The following is a 16,123-nucleotide window of genomic DNA, read 5'->3' as shown; positions in this document are numbered from 1 at the left end:
TTGCCGACCACACCCGATAGCGACTACAACGCCAATTGTGAGCCGCTGCCTGCCTGACAGGACCGTCACTCGGATCGCGGCTTCGAGTGGTCCCACCATAAACTTCAGGTGTGGGCCGCATGTGCTGCTGGCGAACATCGAAAGCTGTGAGGTCCCTCTCCACGCGGCCGAAAGATCAACTCGTCGGTTCTCCGATGCGGATGGGGGTGTTCGACCGTGAATGAACGAGTGCAGCAGAGCCCAAGCCCGATCTATTCGACAGGGGCGCTTGTCGTGTCGCTGCGTGATGTCGTCGGCCAAGATGGGCAGACGGTTCATCCACGCGGGGCGGTCGGTATCATTGTTCGTTCTCCAGGAGACCTCGATCCCACTTGTCGAGTTCGGTTTCACGACGGATTTGAAGCAGCATTGCACCGAGCCGAGATGGTACTGCTGGCGCAGTACAAAGAAAGCGAATCCGGTGAAGTACAGATCTCTTCGACTCGCGGCAATCTCTATGATCGAGTGATCCTTCGCTGTGTGATCGGCTCACGCGCCTATGGACTCGCCGATGATCAATCGGACACGGATTACCGGGGCATCTTCCTGCCCCCGGCCGAATCGCACTGGTCGCTGCATGGCGTGCCGGAACAGCTTGAATGCCAAGAGACGCAAGAGCATTATTGGGAACTGCAGCGTTTTCTCACCTTGGCCCTCAAGGCGAACCCCAACGTCCTCGAATGCCTCTACTCACCTCTGATCGAGAAGATGACTCCGCTGGCAAGTGAACTGCTGGAAATGCGGACCATCTTCCTCTCCCGATTGGTCTATCAAACCTATAACGGTTATGTACTGTCCCAGTTTAAAAAAATGCAGGCCGATCTTCGCAATCAGGGAGAAGTCAAATGGAAGCATGTGATGCACCTGATTCGATTACTGATTTCAGGCATCGCCGTTCTGAAGCACGGTTTTGTACCAGTGCGGGTCGACGAGCACCGAGACTTGCTGCTGGCAATTAAGCGTGGTGAAGTCCCCTTGGAAGAAATTGACAAGTGGCGATTGAGCCTGCACGCTGAATTCGATCGGGCATTGTCAGGGTCGAAGTTGCCGGAACGCCCCAACTACGAACAGGCAAATGCACTGCTTGTGAGGGCCCGGAGAGCAGCGTTGTCGGAGGAGCTACCATGAGCAGTGATCCCAGGCTCGAAAAACAGGTGCATTCACACCCTTATCCGCTTTTGTTCGTCACGATCAGTGGCGCACATCTTTACGGTTTTCCTTCACCTGATTCCGATTTCGATTTACGGGGCGTTCATCTACTACCACTCCAGGATGTGGTGGGGCTGACCCCGACCGGTGAAACTGTCGAGAAGTCGGGCATTGATGATGGCTTGGAAATTGATCTCGTGACACATGATGTCAAAAAGTTCTTTGGCCTCATGCTGAAAAAGAACGGGTACGTGCTGGAACAATTGCTGTCGCCGCTGATTGTCTACACAACTCCGGAACACGAGGAATTGAAGGCCATTTCGAGAAACTGCCTCACCAGGCACCATGCCCACCACTATCTTGGTTTTGCTCAAACGCAGTGGAAGCTTTTTCAGACGGCAGACCCACCCCACGTCAAACCCCTGCTCTACGTCTATCGTGTGCTGTTGACAGGCATCCATCTGATGCGAACGGGAAATGTCGAAGCGAACCTGACCAACCTGAACGACGAGAGCCGACTGCCCTATATCAAGGAACTGATCGACCGAAAGACGGGGGGACCCGAATTAGGACGCCTTGAAGCCGCAGACTTCGAATTCCATCAGAAGGAATACGAACGTTTACGATCCGGATTGCAAACAGCGTTCGAAGAAAGTCCGCTGCCGGACACCCCCAGCGGCACTGCGGCATTGAATGACTTACTGGTAAGAATCCGATTGAAGACAGAAGCAAAGTAAAGACTTCCACCCACAAACTTTTGTCAGTGGACGTCTGTATTGCAGAGCAACAGGAGGACGCCGGCCGGTCCGTAACGATGCCGGGCTGTCGTTTGCCGTCAGCGAAAGCGGGGCCAGGTGATTCGTGTCCAGGTGAAAACATTGTTCAGACGATCGGCTCGGAGAGTGCCTGCAGCAATTTGGCCTGTGATTGTCCAGAAGATGCACTGTCCCTATTGAATCGCCAATGAGCACAGTCGTAATCCTTGGTCGAATTGCCTTAGCGAAACCCGCGATGGACCGGCTACCTGCTGTCGTCAACGGAGAAAGCATAGAAGATATCTCTGCCGTCTGGACTCAAGCATGAGGCGAAGTGTCTGGGCGTAATAATGTCAATGTCTGAGCCATAGTGATGGCCCGCCTTCGAAGAAAGTCGTGCATTTACCAATGTTCCTGATACTATCCGCTTCAACACTTTGGCAGATTTCAAATCTATCAGTTCGTAGATATCTGAATGTTGCCTGAAGCGACAGTCTCCGTATCCGGGAACGTACCCGACGCCGAGCCTGTCCGAATTTAATGTACAATCGAGACGACGAATCTTCGTGTCGGTGAGATTCGTCACATCAACAGCCTTTTTCCACCGATCTGTAAGTGTGTTTCCCTGCAGTATCCGCAGTGTCCTATGAGGCATAAGTGTGGCTATCGTACCGGTGGACGGATCCACAACAAATTCCATCCCTAGAACGTTATTAGAGTCTCGAAGAAATCTTGCGCACCAGGGCAACGTCAAGTGACGATTTGTTACCTCATTCCCGGTTTCGAGAAGGAATTGACGAATGCGATGATCAGTACAGATGACGGATACAACACCCGGTTCGGCATCAAAAAAGAATGCGGCAGGCTGCACATCTTTAGTTGCTGGACAGCAATGGAAGGCCTTGCCGTCAGCGAGCCGAAGGATCGTCACATTCTGTGACTCATCCAATGAAACAAAATACTGTGAACAGTTTGAAAAGCCGATCCGTAATCGCCCAAACTGTTGCTGGTTCACATTCTCTTCCCACCAGGGGAGTTCAACTCGAGCGTAGGAATTCCACGGGCGACTAAACTGCTGCGTTTGATTCGCTGGTGGTTTGGCATATCGCAATTCCCAAAGTGGTCGAAAGGGTGCCGTTTCCCAGACAGAGACCTTCATCGTGCCGACGCATAAAGCTTGCATCCCCCGGTCGGCCTTTTCTTTTCGCGCAAGTCGATCAGATTCCACTGCCGAACCAGGCTCAGTACCGTCAGCCATTGTGGCAATTTCGTTCTTCGGTGAGCTGTATCGGCTCAACAACTCACCTGGCGGAGTCCATCCCTCTGAACTGGCCATCCCCACAAAGCGACCATCAGGAGATGTAACGATTTGGTCGGGTCGCCGATGGTGATACTTGATCCTTTCGAATTTCGACGTGTCCAAATTAACGACGAGCACACAGTCTTCCGGATCTTTACCGATGTTTTTCAACGGAATCGGCCTCTTCACCTCCACCGGTGGCCCTCCAACAGAGATGATAGCGAAATCCTGGCGTTCGCCATTCGAGTGCCTCTGGGCAATCGCCATGCAAGCGCAGTAGTTCCCACCAGAGACGTTTGGCAAAACGAATGGATCTCGATCTGTGTGAAGTTCAACTCCATACTGCGGTACTGAGTCGCTCATCTCATCAACTTGAGGCGATGGTTCGGGAAGGTTATGGAGAACAAGATTAGTGTCTGCAGCTTCAGCTTGTGGAAATATTATCGGCAATATTGCGACAAGACCTAGATAACATATATGTGCTGTTACGATGGATTTGTATCGTTTATGCAACGCAATTCTCTGAGGGTGCAACCCCGTTTTGCGTTCGGTGAAACTCTTGATTACAGGGTGTTTTGTGGACTCGCGGTTTGGGGTTCAACTTTGCAGGACATCAGTTGGGGTGTCCATTGCCAGGTGGCGAGGTGATGTTTCTTGGTCCAAGCTCGCATTCGTTTGACCTGTTCATCCCAACGGCGACTGATCACCAAGGCGCGCAGTTGCAACATTTCTTCCGCGTGATGTTCTCGCCAGAAGACGCCGTTTCCTTTCAGCCGCAGGTTGATGACTCGGCGGATACTGCTTTCAATGGCACCGCTTCCCAGGGGGAGACCGCAGCGACGAAATTCGGCATAGTTCAATCGTCCCGCATCCCCGTGTCGCTGGAGGTAGTTCAATTCGGTTTGAAGTTCCGCGTTGGTGGGTTCGTCTTCAGCAAACACTCGTAGTTCCTGGACGACGTATTCCCATTCTCCGTTACGTAGTCGCGTGCGAAGATCCCGATACAGGGGCATCCGCTGTTCCGTGGTCACGCCGAGCGTGGCTAACGCTCGTGAGATATGATGCACGGCATGGCAGGTATCCAGAACCTGATGAATCACGACCTCCTTCGGAATCCGCGCTTGAGCCACGATTTGATCGACGCGGTCCCAGATCCAGACCGCTCCATCACTGACAAAGGTCAGGCTCAGTGCCTTGGCTGCTCCCAGGCGATGCAAGTGCATGGCAACCAGTTCCGCCATAGCGTCAGGTCCCGCAAACGTCCCATCCATTGTCATGCGTGACTTCTTCTCCAGGCGCCCCTGCTCATCATGAATGAAGATCGTCATCAACTTGGGTTCGCGCCATTCGCCATCGAACGTCCGTTTTGCGAGGCGCTTAGAGCGTCCCGGCGCATCACTGATAATCAAACCGTCTTCGTTGAGTTGTTCTGCATGAGGCGTTGCCGCTCGCAGTTTTCCACGGAGTTTCGTCCGGCCGCCGTCGATCTGGATCGACACACGCTTCCCCGACAGTTCGTTTGTCGATGCCAAAGTTCCAGCACGCCAGGAGGCCAATTCTGCCGTTCGTAGCTTCAGCAGTTTCTCACCGCACTGCTGAGAAATCCGCCGCACCGTTTTGAGATTGAGCGACAGTCCCTGACGCTCCAGTTCCTCACAAGCCAGTTCAAACGAGGGACACAGAGCCGACTGCCGAGAGACCGTACTCTCCAGCCCGGGAGAGACTTTCTTTCCCAGCCCGAATTGCACCTGTTCAATCTGTAGGCCCGAGACTGATTCTTCCTTCTGCAGACCATTCCCGCGACGACGACTCGCTTCACAGTAAAGCGACGTGATCCACATGACCACGCCCCCCAGAAGCCGAACCGACATCTTTCGATCACGCCCCTTGGATAGCGGAATCGAATAGTCTTGTCGCGTCTGCTCGGCGGCAGCGGCAAATTCCGGTGTCTGCATCACGACTGATGCCAAGCCCGCCACGACCATCCCCGCACCCCGCGCGAACTCCCGCTGGACTTCCAACTCAAGGGCTTCCAGACTCAGCGGGTCTCCTTTCAGACGACGTTCCCACTCCCCCAGCTTCGGAAACACCTCGCCACTGAATCGGAAGAGCATCTCCGAAACGGATTTAATAAACTCACCATCCCGACCGTCCAAGGAAATCCCTCCCATTCGACCGCCCTCCATTGCGATCTCGGTGCCGAATCCATCCAATCCTCGATTGGACAACAGCAGGGAAGAATAACACAGACTCAGAGATCACTCAGCAAATAATCACTTCTCCGTACTCGACCGCAAAACGGGATTGCACCCATTCTCTGATTCAGTTGTTTATATTTCATTCGTTTTTCCGACCTTTATAGGAAATTTAAAGAATGACACTGAGGTACGATTATAAGCGGTTTCAAAGCCAGTTCGTGCATTTCATTACGCGGGCGAGGCCGAAAAAGCCTTCGAAGAGATGCGGGAAATATTCATGCCGGACAAGAAGCCTACTTTGATAGCCTAGCCAACCCTGTCGTACTCGGCCGCCGTCGCTGGGGCTACATGGACTGGGTAATCCGCATGTAAGGGACTCTTTTCTCCCTTATGGGTATGCAAATGGGCGGATTCTGAAATTGTCGGGAATTGATGGACAAGAAATTGGGGTATGAGAAAGTCCGTGAATCGCTGTAAAGAGCGTTTACCACAACGTTTTTTCAGGGAGCGATTCACGGATGAACGCAGAATATCAACGACTGGAAGCGGAGGCGAGTGTCGTCGAAGCAGAACTGCGGGATTGGGGGATGACTGTCGATCTCCTCTCCGCTGCCGACGTGACGAAGTGTGAGCAGCAGTATGCCGCCCTGGGCAGAAAGTTGGCATCGCTCCGCCTGGGTCTTCACTTGATTCGGGCAACTCACTCTTGCGAGCTGCGATTGAAGGAACGGCAGTTTATCAAGTCACTGCCAAGGACCTACCATTCTCAGGGAATTCGCCAGAAGAAAGTTCATCTTCCAGGTAACGTCGCCGTAACACTCATGGTGACGTATTACCACCGTTGCCAATCGGGTGGGAACAGTCGTCGGGGTTTGTTTCCGATGCTGATGCTGCTGGGGATTGCCGGTCATTACACCCCACAAATCCGCACGCGGATGGCGAAAGCCGCGGCACTGCTGGGATCCTATGATGAGGCGGTGACGATGCTCGCCGAAGAAGGGATCAGCATCTCCGTCAACCAACTGCGAACGGTGACTGCGGGAATGGGCCAATTACTTCGGCGAATGACCGACCTCGGTTCAATGACCGCGACGGGAACAGTGTCGGGCCGACGGATTGTGGTGTCGATGGATGGGGGGCGTGTCCGTTTGCGGGAGCGACGTCGAGGCAAAACGAAGAAGGGGCGCAAGCGATTCTCACCGAAATGGCGTGAACCACGACTCTTCATCATCTATGCCGTGGATGAAGAGGGCCGGATGGCGAGCGACTTCGCCCCCGTCATTGACGGCACCATGGGTTCGTGTGACCAACTGTTCGCATTACTGCTGGCCTACCTGCGGGGGCTCGACTTGACGGAAGCCGCTCGCATCCTCTTCGTGGCGGATGGCGCCACTTGGATCTGGCGGCGGATCCCCAAGCTGATCAAGTCGCTGGGACTCCTTGAGGAAAAGGTCCAGCAATTGATCGACTTCTGGCACGCGATGGAATACCTGGGCAAGATTGCCGAGAGTAAGTCGCTCACGGGAAGTCGCAAGTCGCGCTGGCTGACGACTCAAAAGAAACGCCTCTGGCGGGGAGAGATCGGGGCAGTGGTCGATGAGATTCGATCGCTACTGGGCTCGCACAGGACGAAAGACCAGAAGACCTGGTTGAACTATTTCATCACGAACGGACTGACTAATCGTCGCATGGACTATTCTCATGCGCGCGATCACCAGCTGCCGATCGGCAGTGGTGCCATCGAGAGCGCCGTTCGTCGCGTCATCAACCTGCGTGTCAAAAGCAATGCCGTCTACTGGCTACGGGAGAACGCGGAAACGATCATCCGAATCCGAGCATGGATCAAAGCAGGGAGAGCAGAAGAACTCTTCCATCAAACAACTTGCGTCACGCCCGAACTCGCTGTCTGATGCCTACGATTTTGAAATCCGCCCTATGCAAATTGCTGTCCAGAGTAGTTGTTGCAATAAAATGGTTTTGAAACTGCCTCTAAATCTGTGTTTCGTCAGTCTCATTTGGAACGCGAGTTTTGCAAGTTTTTGGCACTGCCAAGTTGTCGCCAAGTCGTGGGTTGGTCCAGACGCCGGTGTCCCGAACGTGTCGGTTTCGAGTTTACTGAGGTATCCGGCTCAACTGATTTCGCACTTCCATGAGTGCGAATCCCAGCAGGTTCAATCCCTGCCATGTCAGAGGGCTGCCCGCTCGTTCGTCATTTGCGCTTAAGCCGATCCCCCAAATCTTATCGACGGGGCTCGCCTCTACGAGGATTTTGTGTTCGCTGGCCAAGAGATAACTTCTCAGCGCCTGATGCTGCCTGAACTTTGCGAGATTGCCCTCGATGGCCAACTCCACACGTTTTGATTCCCACGCACTGGCATCGAAATTGGAAACATTTCGCCCCAGCTCCTTGACCGACTTTGGGTCGAGCGCCTCAATAATTTGCCGTAGCGACGTTTCGTCGCCGAACAAACGGGCTTTCGAAGCCATCAGCCAATGCTCCGCCGTTGGATAAACGATACCGTCGATCTCAAACGGGGCGAGATACCACTGGCTCAGACACGATTGCCGTATCTCACCAGTCTTGGCGGGGGTGTGCCCCCAGAAGTAAAGGTACTCCAGCGGTTCACCGTCCCGCGCTCTTTGTAGTAACGTTTCCAGATTGAGCATGGGCAGTTCTCTTTCTGCTCGGGTGCGGCGTTTTGCACTGCAGACTCGTCCTAGGCCAGCCGGGATCCGTTTGGTACCGGTTTGTCAGGGACCGCCAGAACGACCGCTTTGTCGTCTCGATACAGTCCCGTAACGAGGAATTCGGAACGAAAAGGCCCAATCTGCTTGGTGGGAAAGTTGACTACGCCGATGATTTGTCGACCCACCAGCTCTTCTTTCGTGTAGAGCGTGGTGATCTGAGCGCTGGACTGTTTCACGCCAATCTCTGAGCCAAAATCGGCCTTGATCTTGTACGCAGGCTTCCGAGCGTCAGGAAAATCCTCGACCGAAACAATCGTGCCCACACGAAGTTCCACTCGTTCAAAGTCTGACCACGTAATCGGATCCACAGAACGCTCCTCTGGCATGAACCTTCTCGCCGCATCCATTGTCTAACCGAGCAGACGATGCGCCACAAGGACTTTGCGGCCGTGGTCACTCGTTTCGAGCCCCGCCTAGTTAGTGATGAATCAGATGTGTGAGCAACGTGACGTCGGTCTTGGGGTCGAACCATTCTCGACAGGGGTGATTCCTCTCGGCAAGATCTGCGCGCTGCTTTCGCTGGCCGCGATCTGGGGAATTTCGGTTCCGGTCACAAAACTGGGCCTGCTCTCGATGCCTCCGCTCACATTGACAGCACTGCGATTTGGAATCGCAGTCCCTGTTCTGGCATTTCTGATTATGAACATGCCTCCCCTTCCCTGGAAAGCGGTGGCTCCATTGGCCTTGCTGGGGGTCGTAGGGATCGGCATCGGACAGATCGCCCAATCCTTGGGAGTGGCGAGAACGCCTGCGTCGATTGGTACGATTCTTTCAGCCACTATTCCGGTGTTTGTCGTCGTATTTGCGACGATTCGACTGAAACAGTCCATCACGCGTACCCAAACTCTCGGGATTGCCGTGGCATTCGGGGGAATTGCCGTCGTGGCGACGGGTGGACCGTCGACTGAGACGGCCGCCACACTGGCGGGGCCGCTGCTGGTATTGGCATCCGCTCTCGCGATTGCCTTCTACTACGTCTGGAGCGTCGAACTCACGCACCAATACGGCAGCCTCGCGGTTGCAGCGTGGAGCACCTTCTTCGGCTTCGCGGCGCTCTTGCCCTGGGCGATCTGGGAGGCCAGCTTCACCCCGTTTCAGCTCACGCTTCCCGCTATCGGGGCCGCCACGTTTCTGGGCCTGTTCGTTACAGTAGCGGGACTGCTTCTGTGGCTGAACATTCTGCGAGAGATACCAGCGCGAGTTGCTTCGAGCGTCCAGTTCTTGCAGCCCGTCTTCGGAATTGCCACGTCCACCTTCATTTTCCAGGATCAAATCGGATCACAGTTCGTGATGGGTGTCATTCTGATCCTGACCGGTTTGGCATTGACGGTTCATTCACGCCGTCAGGCCGCTTAGGAACGTCCGGCTAAAGCGAGTCTCCTCTTCGAGATGACCGAGCACAAAACTGCCCGGTTCCCCTTCACGGAGAGTCCCCGCCGACGCACCTTCGCGGCCACTGCGGCGGCATCGACCGCACGAGTTTTTATCGAGCGGAACGGACCAGTTCATTGTGCGGACGCTAACCGCAGGCGGGACTGGGCGGCACGTCTGAGGATTTCGTCCTCTTCGAGGGCCGACCCATGCTTCGTGAGACTCATCGGCATTCTGACTTTGACTGGCCTCGGCAGGCCGGCCTCCGAGTTGTAGACGTAAAACTGCCCTGCTTCTAACGTGGCAATGTCGTCACCCCGTCCTCCTCGCTCCTGAAGCTGCTCCTGAATGGTCTTAATCGACGTGGGAGAACTGGCGCGGCCGTAGAAGTGAGTGGCACAATTGCCGATGATCCGGTTTTCAATCTCTTTCGGATTTTGCGTCGCGAAGATCAGGCCAAGGTGGTACTTCCGCGCCTGTGACGCCAGCAGTTGCAGACTGACCTTAGACGGAATCGACTTTTGCGAAGGAATGAAGTCGCGCGCTTCATCCACCACCAGCAGCCCGCGCAGTGCTCGATGGGGCGGCGTCGGGTTTTTCTTGATCCAGGTGAAGAGTGTCATTCCCAGTTGATACACAAACTGCTGCTTCAGCTCGGGGGAAGCGAGTCCCATCAGACTGATGATCGAGATTCGCGGGCCGGCCTTCAGTTTCCTGACGTCACCGAACAGGATGGCGGGATCCAGCCCCGTCCCGATGCCGCGCAGCATCGGATTTGTCTCGATGCGGGCCAGCAGCAAGTCAGCCATTTCCTTGGCGAACTTGCTTTCTCTCGCCATTCCCAACCCGGCTTCTTCGGGCAGGTCAGATAAAAGTGCGATGAAGTCGTGCAGGTCTCCCGCACCGTTGTGGGCAAAGTAGCGGAGGGCCCGTGACAGCAGGCCGCGCTTGTTTTCGTTCGTCCCCCCCTTCCCGTTAATAACGAGCGAAGCGAGGCCATCAACGGCGGCATCAATCGCTTGCCTGAGCGCTTCGCTATCCGAAGCAGCCCCGGCGAGATCTGGCAGGGGTTCGAGCACCAGCGAATTGCCACTTTCTCGTCCCGGCGTCCAGTAGACGATATCCGTCGTCTCATGAAAGGCCTTCGCTTTTTGCGCGTCCCCTTCCATCCAGCCTGGGTGCGGTTCCGGCCAGTGATCCCCCAGAGCGGCCAGATCGTTGGCGCCGTCGATCACGATGGAAGGGATCCCGGCCAGTGCGGCCTCTTCAATGATCCGCTTGAGTAAACTCGTCTTACCAGACCCCGCTCCGGCTAGAACCACGGTGTGCTTTTCCAGCAGTGACAACGGAAGCGTCACCTGCTCGGTATGCTTACCAACCTGACGGGTTCCAATCGGTATCTGATCCGGTAACGCGCCGACTCGGCTAACAGGTGCTTCACCTTCTAATTCGACTTGTATCTTTCCCCCCTGATCGACTTGCGCGGTCGGCTCAGCTTCTGATGTATCAGGTGTATTGAGTGGGGATGGTGTCGCCGGTGTTCGACTGAAATTGTGAACGACGGATTCCGTAGTCTCGTCCTCTACGGGTGCGCTGTCCCTGATTTCCCCAAGACATTTCAGGACCGCCTGCAGCCACGGCAATCGCGATGCATGACGCTGCCCCCTCAGCCACTCATCAAGGCCGATCGGACCTTCTGACTGCAGCATGTGTAGTGCATGCAAGGTCCTGATGTGCTCGGCCTGCGGTGCACACCATTCCCCACCGCTGCGGTTATACCGCTCAACCAGTTCTTGAGTGATCTTTCCTCCTGGCGGGGGTGTCGTCCTGAGCAGCACACAGTGGCGGAAGGGCAACTTCTGATCGATGCCCGACCCGTCGATCGCCCCCTTCACCCTCCCCTGGAAGGCATTGGCATTCGTCCGCTGCAGAGCCCGCATACTGAAGTGCTGCTCCCTGTCATTCTCGTCGTGGTTAATGACTCGAATGCGCGCGTGAAGCGACTTCGTATTCTTTCCACCGGGAAACTCATCGACAACCGCGTCAAGGCCACGCGGCCAATCGATCTCTTTCAACAGGCAACGACAGGCCGAAATCAGCATCGGTGCCATTCGTTCATCTGCCGTCGACTCTTCCAGAATCGTTTGTACGGGCGCCGTTTCATAAAACCGCGTGAATAACTGGTCCAGTTCCGGATGCACCCCGACAGGGAGAGAGACAGCCTCCCCCTCGTCAGTGAGACTGAGCAATTCCGTCACCGTTTCGGACGCCAGACAACGACGTTTATGCCGTTCACACGTTTTGAGCAATTCCCGGGGAGAAACCCCACTGATGTTGCGGAGGGCCCGGGGTGAGACGGGCCATGTGGGATACGGGGGATTAAATCCCATGCTGCGGCAGCCGGCTGTCGTGCGAGGGAAGAGCAGGCTTGCCGCCACTTCGGCATTGTTCAACGACGGAAGGAGGCGAGCATCCTCAAACCGATCCTGCCAGGACTGAATGGAGTACTTCCGCAATGCGGCGAGCGTGCTTTCAATGCACGAAACGACCGTCAGCGTGCGATAAGTCTGATCGAACATGGCACTCAGGCCTTTGGAAATCTCCTGAATGATCGACAACGCCCTCAGCCCCTCCGGAGTCGACTCGATTCCCCCTGCCTGTGCCGCAGGATCGAGTTGCGCCACGATCGGGTCGAGCTGATCGAACGCCACGACCGTCGATCCGCAAAGACTCATCATCCACGAAAGGGCTTTGACGATGCGAATCGGCTCTTCCTGATTTTTGGTGAAACCGAGCAGCTTTCGCATCTCATCGTCGACGGGATTGGCATTAATCCAGCTCAATCCTGCAGCGCTCACCGATGGATCATGGGACGTCGTTGCCAGGATCGCACGGATCACATCCTGATACATGGCCGCTTCGCGCGGGTGGATCTTTCGAATCGCAGTGACAACGGCAGTCACCTGCTGGGCGTGCTGCTGCTGTGAAAATTCCGCAAACCGTCCCAGAGCCCGCTCCGCGGTCACGTCGTAGTCGATCAGCTTCAGGAACTTTTCTAACAGGGTCCGCTGCTGGAACTGTCCCGGGATGTACTCCACCTGCAGCGAGTCGAGATATCCCTGCAGCACCGTGCTCCAGAAATCACGTACGTCAGTCATATCAACCAGTACGAACGAGATCCCTCGGGCTGCGGCCTGCTGCCGACAGACAGAAAGAAAATGCGTCTTCCCACACCCGGCGCTCCCCACAAGCAGCCACCCCAAAGGGGAATTCGCACTCTTATCGACCTTCAGGGAATCGAGCCGTCTCTGAAACTCGTCCCGTAAGCGGGTATGAATCTCGCTCGAATCATACGCCGCATCCGCCCAGACGCTTCTGAGATGCATCGTCCAGTCGTAATTGATTTCGCGGAGTGCGGCGAGTTCCAGAGCGGCGTCCTGTTTCGGTGGCTCAACGACAGCGGGCATGAATTTCTCCTGGCCGTTCAGTAACCGTTCGCGTTCGAGATTTATCTGGGATTCGACAGGTACAGAATGTGACGGTCCTTCCCCTGACTGTTGGACAGCGCCGCCTCTTCATCAGCGGTTCGGATCTCGCGGGGATCATCCAGCGGCATGATGGACGCGGCTTCCGACTGTTCCAATTCCCGCAGAGCATTGTCGAGTTCAGGTCGCGGGACGTCGGCGAGCCGGGACCGCAAGTCGGCCAGGCGGATTCGTACTCCGTACACTCCATCCCCGGCAATCTGAAAACAAGCGTCGTACAATCGCCGCTTGAGTCCGTCTGACAGCTCACCGGGCTCTTCCGAAGAAACCTCCTCCTGAATCCGCCGCAGAGATTCCTGGCCATCAATCCATGCATGCCTGTCGTGGTCACGCTGAGCCGTCTGGGTGAGAGATCGATCAGGCAAATCCTTCGCAGATTCCCGTATCTCTTCCCCGGAAGAAGCCTCTTCACGAGTGACCTCAAGCTTCTCAGAACTGGTCCCTTTTATCTCCAGACTGACACCTGGTGTCTCGGGGATCGTGAAGAACGTTGCCAGAGATATTGCACCCGAGCTGACGTGAGCTTTCAGGAGCTGCAGGACTTTGCTCAGAATGACCAGGCCTGCAGTCCCCGTCGTGGGCAAAGTGGCGTCCAGATGCGTTTCTGCCCATTTCCAGCCCTTCTCTGTCAGCGTCGCATGTAACGCCGCACGGGCCTTGGGGGATTCCTTCTGTTTTGAGACATGGATTAAGCCTGCTGCCTCGAGCGTTTTTCGTTCGTGCGCGGACAACTCGGGTTTCGTCTTGCCAATGTAAAAGCCTTCCGGCTGAGTCAGCAGCCGCAGTAGGAACAGAGCCTGGCGTGGATTTACTTCGTCGGCCATCACGATCGTCCTCCCGATATGTCCCAGTGATCAGACTTCAACATCTATCAGAACGAGATTGAGCCATCCCTGCTGAAAGAGCGTCCTATAAATGGTCAATCGCTTTGGTCAGAGCCGTCGGTGCTACCGAGCATGGCAGTTCAGACGACAGCCGTCGCTTAATGCAGCTGGACCAGTCTCCGGATCTTTTCCACAACCCGATCCGGATTCGAGAGTAATACATCGTGAGGAACTCTCATCACACGGTAGCCACTTATTAAAAGTTCATAGTCGCGGTGACGATCAAGGACAAACTGAATTGGAGTTGCGTGCCAGTAATACCCATCCACTTCTACAATGACTCTACCGTTCCGCCAGACAAAGTCCACTAAGTACGCCTCGCCCCCCGATGTCGTCACCCAGACATTACATTCAAATAGTCCCGCAAGTTCCCTATCCGAACAAAGCCGTGACCAGAGTAATTGCTCACCCTGACTTCCCGGGTGAGGTCGCCCGATCAGGGGATGGATGAATAATTCTCGCCGGAAGGACCGAGGTTGTTCGCGGGATTCTGCAAAAAAGCGAGACGGCTCGGTGCCTGCCCCGGACTCGGCCTCGATATCAAACTCAGAACTCCTGTCGAGGTGAAAGCCTTCAACGATGACTTCATCGCCGTGACTGACTTCATTTTCAAGACTCGATAGCGAGTCCTCCAACGGGAAGTGTGATGAGGGTAACGAGTCCTTCGGTCCCGCTACTGCAGTTAACCCAAGTGCACTCACTTCACCAGGCTGGACCGTATCGAAGCTGATACTGTCAAGTTCCACTGCGGAGGCCAATTGCGAGGGAACGACGACAATGACAGGCATCTCTGTTTCTTTCGCCAGCCATTCAGTCGTCCGGGCGAGACCGAGCAGCGCCGCAGATGCCTGGGAGGGGTCACGCACAACCAGCAAAAGTTGCACAGCGGGTGAACCGATGACTCTCGTCAACTGCCGCACTTCGGCATTCGCCGTGAACACCCGTTTGAATCGAGGGGCCCGGCCGGATTGAACGGCCCTGGTGGCCAGCTCAAGCCAGTGATTGAGCCTTCCATTTCCCGTATCGATTGGTTCCTTTCCCTGGCTTACCCCGGGATTGCTCATGCCACGGACAGGTTGCTCAGGAGCGGATGCGTTCCAATCAGGCCACAGCGACAAGGCACAATCCGCCAGTCGATCCAGGACTTCATCCAGGATTCGGGGACCGGGAGGAAGCTGATTCCAGACGAGCGCGATGAACCGGCGTCCTTGAAGCTCTGCTGGCCCCAACCGCTTGATGGTCGCGAGCAGATCATCGGTCCGGTCACTCACCACCAGGCGGCAGCAACCTCCCGCCAGCTCTTCCCAAAACGGCGAAGCTCGTGAACCATCCTCAGCCACCATGATCGCCCCACGCTGGACACTCGTGATGATCGTATCCACCGAGCGTAGGGTGCTGCTTCACAAAACTGAAGTATCAGCAACGTCCCTTCGGGGTGACTCAATAAAGAAACTCGCCACCCTCGATCGGAAGAGGGGGCGAGTTCCTGGTGTGAGATTACTCTGGGCGTCTATTCTCTAATCACGGCTGCCTGGCGTGAAGCAGCCACGGACTTCCCGGACTCGATCATTTTTTGGATGTGAGTCGGAAATCGGCAGAATCGGTCCCCCCTTCAGGGACCTGGTACGTCAGCTTCGTCGTCTTGGGATCACTCATTTCCGGTGGTATCAAACTCCCTTTCGCCCCCTTCCCCCCTTGTGACTTGGCCCTTGCTTCCATCATGGCAGCGACCTGTCCTTCGTCCATTCCTGGAATACTGGTATCGATCCCCTTGGCATTAGAAGTGTCAAACTTCTTGAATGAGATCTTATTGTCGCCGACAGCGGCACCATTGACGAGTCGGTACTTCCCCTCAGAATCGGTGGTCCCGTAGCCTCCATAGGTCCCTGAAGAAAAATAGACATCCGCCCCCTGCAGCGGCTCACCATCCAGGGTCACCGTCCCTGAGACATCGACGGACTTCACTCCCCCCTTACTGCCACACCCAACAATACACGTTACTAAAATCAGAGCTGTACAGCCCAAGAATTCTCGCATCACGATACTCCACACTCCTCGAGCAGCGACAAAGAGTTGAGCGCCAGGACGAAAGCCCCGACGCACACCATGAACCTTCACCGTTAACGTCAGTTCT

The 16,123-nt window shown here is 55.4% G+C and carries 12 protein-coding genes; 4 read left to right on the top strand and 8 right to left on the bottom strand.

Annotated elements, in window-relative coordinates:
• Positions 1-216 precede the first annotated feature (216 nt).
• The gene (locus ACGY09_RS20230) at positions 217-1,167 is read left to right on the top strand and encodes a DNA polymerase beta superfamily protein (protein WP_397569185.1); all 951 of its coding nucleotides are present in this window, start codon (positions 217-219) and stop codon (positions 1,165-1,167) included.
• Positions 1,164-1,925: a DNA polymerase beta superfamily protein gene (locus ACGY09_RS20225; RefSeq protein WP_397569184.1), complete on the top strand. Its 762-nt coding sequence runs from the start codon at positions 1,164-1,166 to the stop codon at positions 1,923-1,925. Before ACGY09_RS20230 ends, ACGY09_RS20225 begins: the two co-directional genes overlap by 4 nt.
• 283 nt (positions 1,926-2,208) lie before the next feature.
• Here ACGY09_RS20225 and ACGY09_RS20220 read toward each other — a convergent pair whose 3' ends face one another.
• Complete coding sequence (locus tag ACGY09_RS20220; RefSeq protein WP_397569183.1) at positions 2,209-3,510, bottom strand: hypothetical protein; 1,302 nt, start codon at positions 3,508-3,510, stop codon at positions 2,209-2,211.
• A gap of 296 nt (positions 3,511-3,806) precedes the next feature.
• Positions 3,807-5,429 (bottom strand): hypothetical protein, encoded by a 1,623-nt coding sequence (locus ACGY09_RS20215; RefSeq protein ID WP_397569182.1) that lies wholly within the window; start codon positions 5,427-5,429, stop codon positions 3,807-3,809.
• Between the two features lie 530 nt (positions 5,430-5,959).
• On the opposite strand from ACGY09_RS20215, the gene ACGY09_RS20210 reads away from it, so the two are divergent.
• Positions 5,960-7,351, top strand: coding sequence for a hypothetical protein (locus ACGY09_RS20210; RefSeq protein ID WP_397569181.1), 1,392 nt, complete (start codon positions 5,960-5,962; stop codon positions 7,349-7,351).
• Between the two features lie 202 nt (positions 7,352-7,553).
• Here ACGY09_RS20210 and ACGY09_RS20205 read toward each other — a convergent pair whose 3' ends face one another.
• Complete coding sequence (locus tag ACGY09_RS20205; RefSeq protein ID WP_397569180.1) at positions 7,554-8,108, bottom strand: NADAR family protein; 555 nt, start codon at positions 8,106-8,108, stop codon at positions 7,554-7,556.
• 50 nt (positions 8,109-8,158) lie between these two features.
• Complete coding sequence (locus tag ACGY09_RS20200) at positions 8,159-8,497, bottom strand: tRNA-binding protein (RefSeq protein WP_397569179.1); 339 nt, start codon at positions 8,495-8,497, stop codon at positions 8,159-8,161.
• A gap of 124 nt (positions 8,498-8,621) precedes the next feature.
• On the opposite strand from ACGY09_RS20200, the gene ACGY09_RS20195 reads away from it, so the two are divergent.
• On the top strand, positions 8,622-9,545 hold the full coding sequence (locus tag ACGY09_RS20195) for a DMT family transporter (protein ID WP_397569178.1): 924 nt from the start codon (positions 8,622-8,624) through the stop codon (positions 9,543-9,545).
• A 149-nt stretch (positions 9,546-9,694) separates the two neighbouring features.
• On the opposite strand, the gene ACGY09_RS20190 is transcribed toward ACGY09_RS20195, so the two are convergent.
• From ACGY09_RS20190 to ACGY09_RS20175, 4 genes are all read right to left on the bottom strand, one after another.
• Complete coding sequence (locus ACGY09_RS20190) at positions 9,695-13,027, bottom strand: ATP-binding protein (protein WP_397569177.1); 3,333 nt, start codon at positions 13,025-13,027, stop codon at positions 9,695-9,697.
• A gap of 41 nt (positions 13,028-13,068) precedes the next feature.
• Positions 13,069-13,929 (bottom strand): hypothetical protein, encoded by an 861-nt coding sequence (locus ACGY09_RS20185; protein WP_397569176.1) that lies wholly within the window; start codon positions 13,927-13,929, stop codon positions 13,069-13,071.
• 158 nt (positions 13,930-14,087) lie between these two features.
• The gene (locus ACGY09_RS20180; RefSeq protein WP_397569175.1) at positions 14,088-15,371 is read right to left on the bottom strand and encodes an endonuclease domain-containing protein; all 1,284 of its coding nucleotides are present in this window, start codon (positions 15,369-15,371) and stop codon (positions 14,088-14,090) included.
• A gap of 184 nt (positions 15,372-15,555) precedes the next feature.
• Positions 15,556-16,026 carry a hypothetical protein gene (locus ACGY09_RS20175; protein ID WP_373653175.1) on the bottom strand — a complete coding sequence of 157 codons (471 nt, stop codon included), beginning with the start codon at positions 16,024-16,026 and terminating at the stop codon, positions 15,556-15,558.
• Between the last annotated feature and the right edge of the window lie 97 nt (positions 16,027-16,123).

The organism is Schlesneria sphaerica (genome assembly GCF_044336245.1).
GTDB lineage: Bacteria > Planctomycetota > Planctomycetia > Planctomycetales > Planctomycetaceae > Schlesneria > Schlesneria sphaerica.
This window is presented reverse-complemented; position numbering and strand designations above follow the sequence as displayed.

Bases quoted from the DNA above. Each gene is read 5' to 3' on its own strand.
- ACGY09_RS20185 (WP_397569176.1), bottom strand. From the start codon at position 13,929: ATGGCCGACGAAGTAAATCCACGCCAGGCTCTGTTCCTACTGCGGCTG.
- ACGY09_RS20225 (WP_397569184.1), top strand. From the start codon at position 1,164: ATGAGCAGTGATCCCAGGCTCGAAAAACAGGTGCATTCACACCCTTAT.
- ACGY09_RS20215 (WP_397569182.1), bottom strand. From the start codon at position 5,429: ATGGAGGGCGGTCGAATGGGAGGGATTTCCTTGGACGGTCGGGATGGT.
- ACGY09_RS20205 (WP_397569180.1), bottom strand. From the start codon at position 8,108: ATGCTCAATCTGGAAACGTTACTACAAAGAGCGCGGGACGGTGAACCG.
- ACGY09_RS20220 (WP_397569183.1), bottom strand. From the start codon at position 3,510: ATGGCGATTGCCCAGAGGCACTCGAATGGCGAACGCCAGGATTTCGCT.
- ACGY09_RS20195 (WP_397569178.1), top strand. From the start codon at position 8,622: ATGTGTGAGCAACGTGACGTCGGTCTTGGGGTCGAACCATTCTCGACA.
- ACGY09_RS20175 (WP_373653175.1), bottom strand. From the start codon at position 16,026: ATGCGAGAATTCTTGGGCTGTACAGCTCTGATTTTAGTAACGTGTATT.
- ACGY09_RS20190 (WP_397569177.1), bottom strand. From the start codon at position 13,027: ATGCCCGCTGTCGTTGAGCCACCGAAACAGGACGCCGCTCTGGAACTC.
- ACGY09_RS20210 (WP_397569181.1), top strand. From the start codon at position 5,960: ATGAACGCAGAATATCAACGACTGGAAGCGGAGGCGAGTGTCGTCGAA.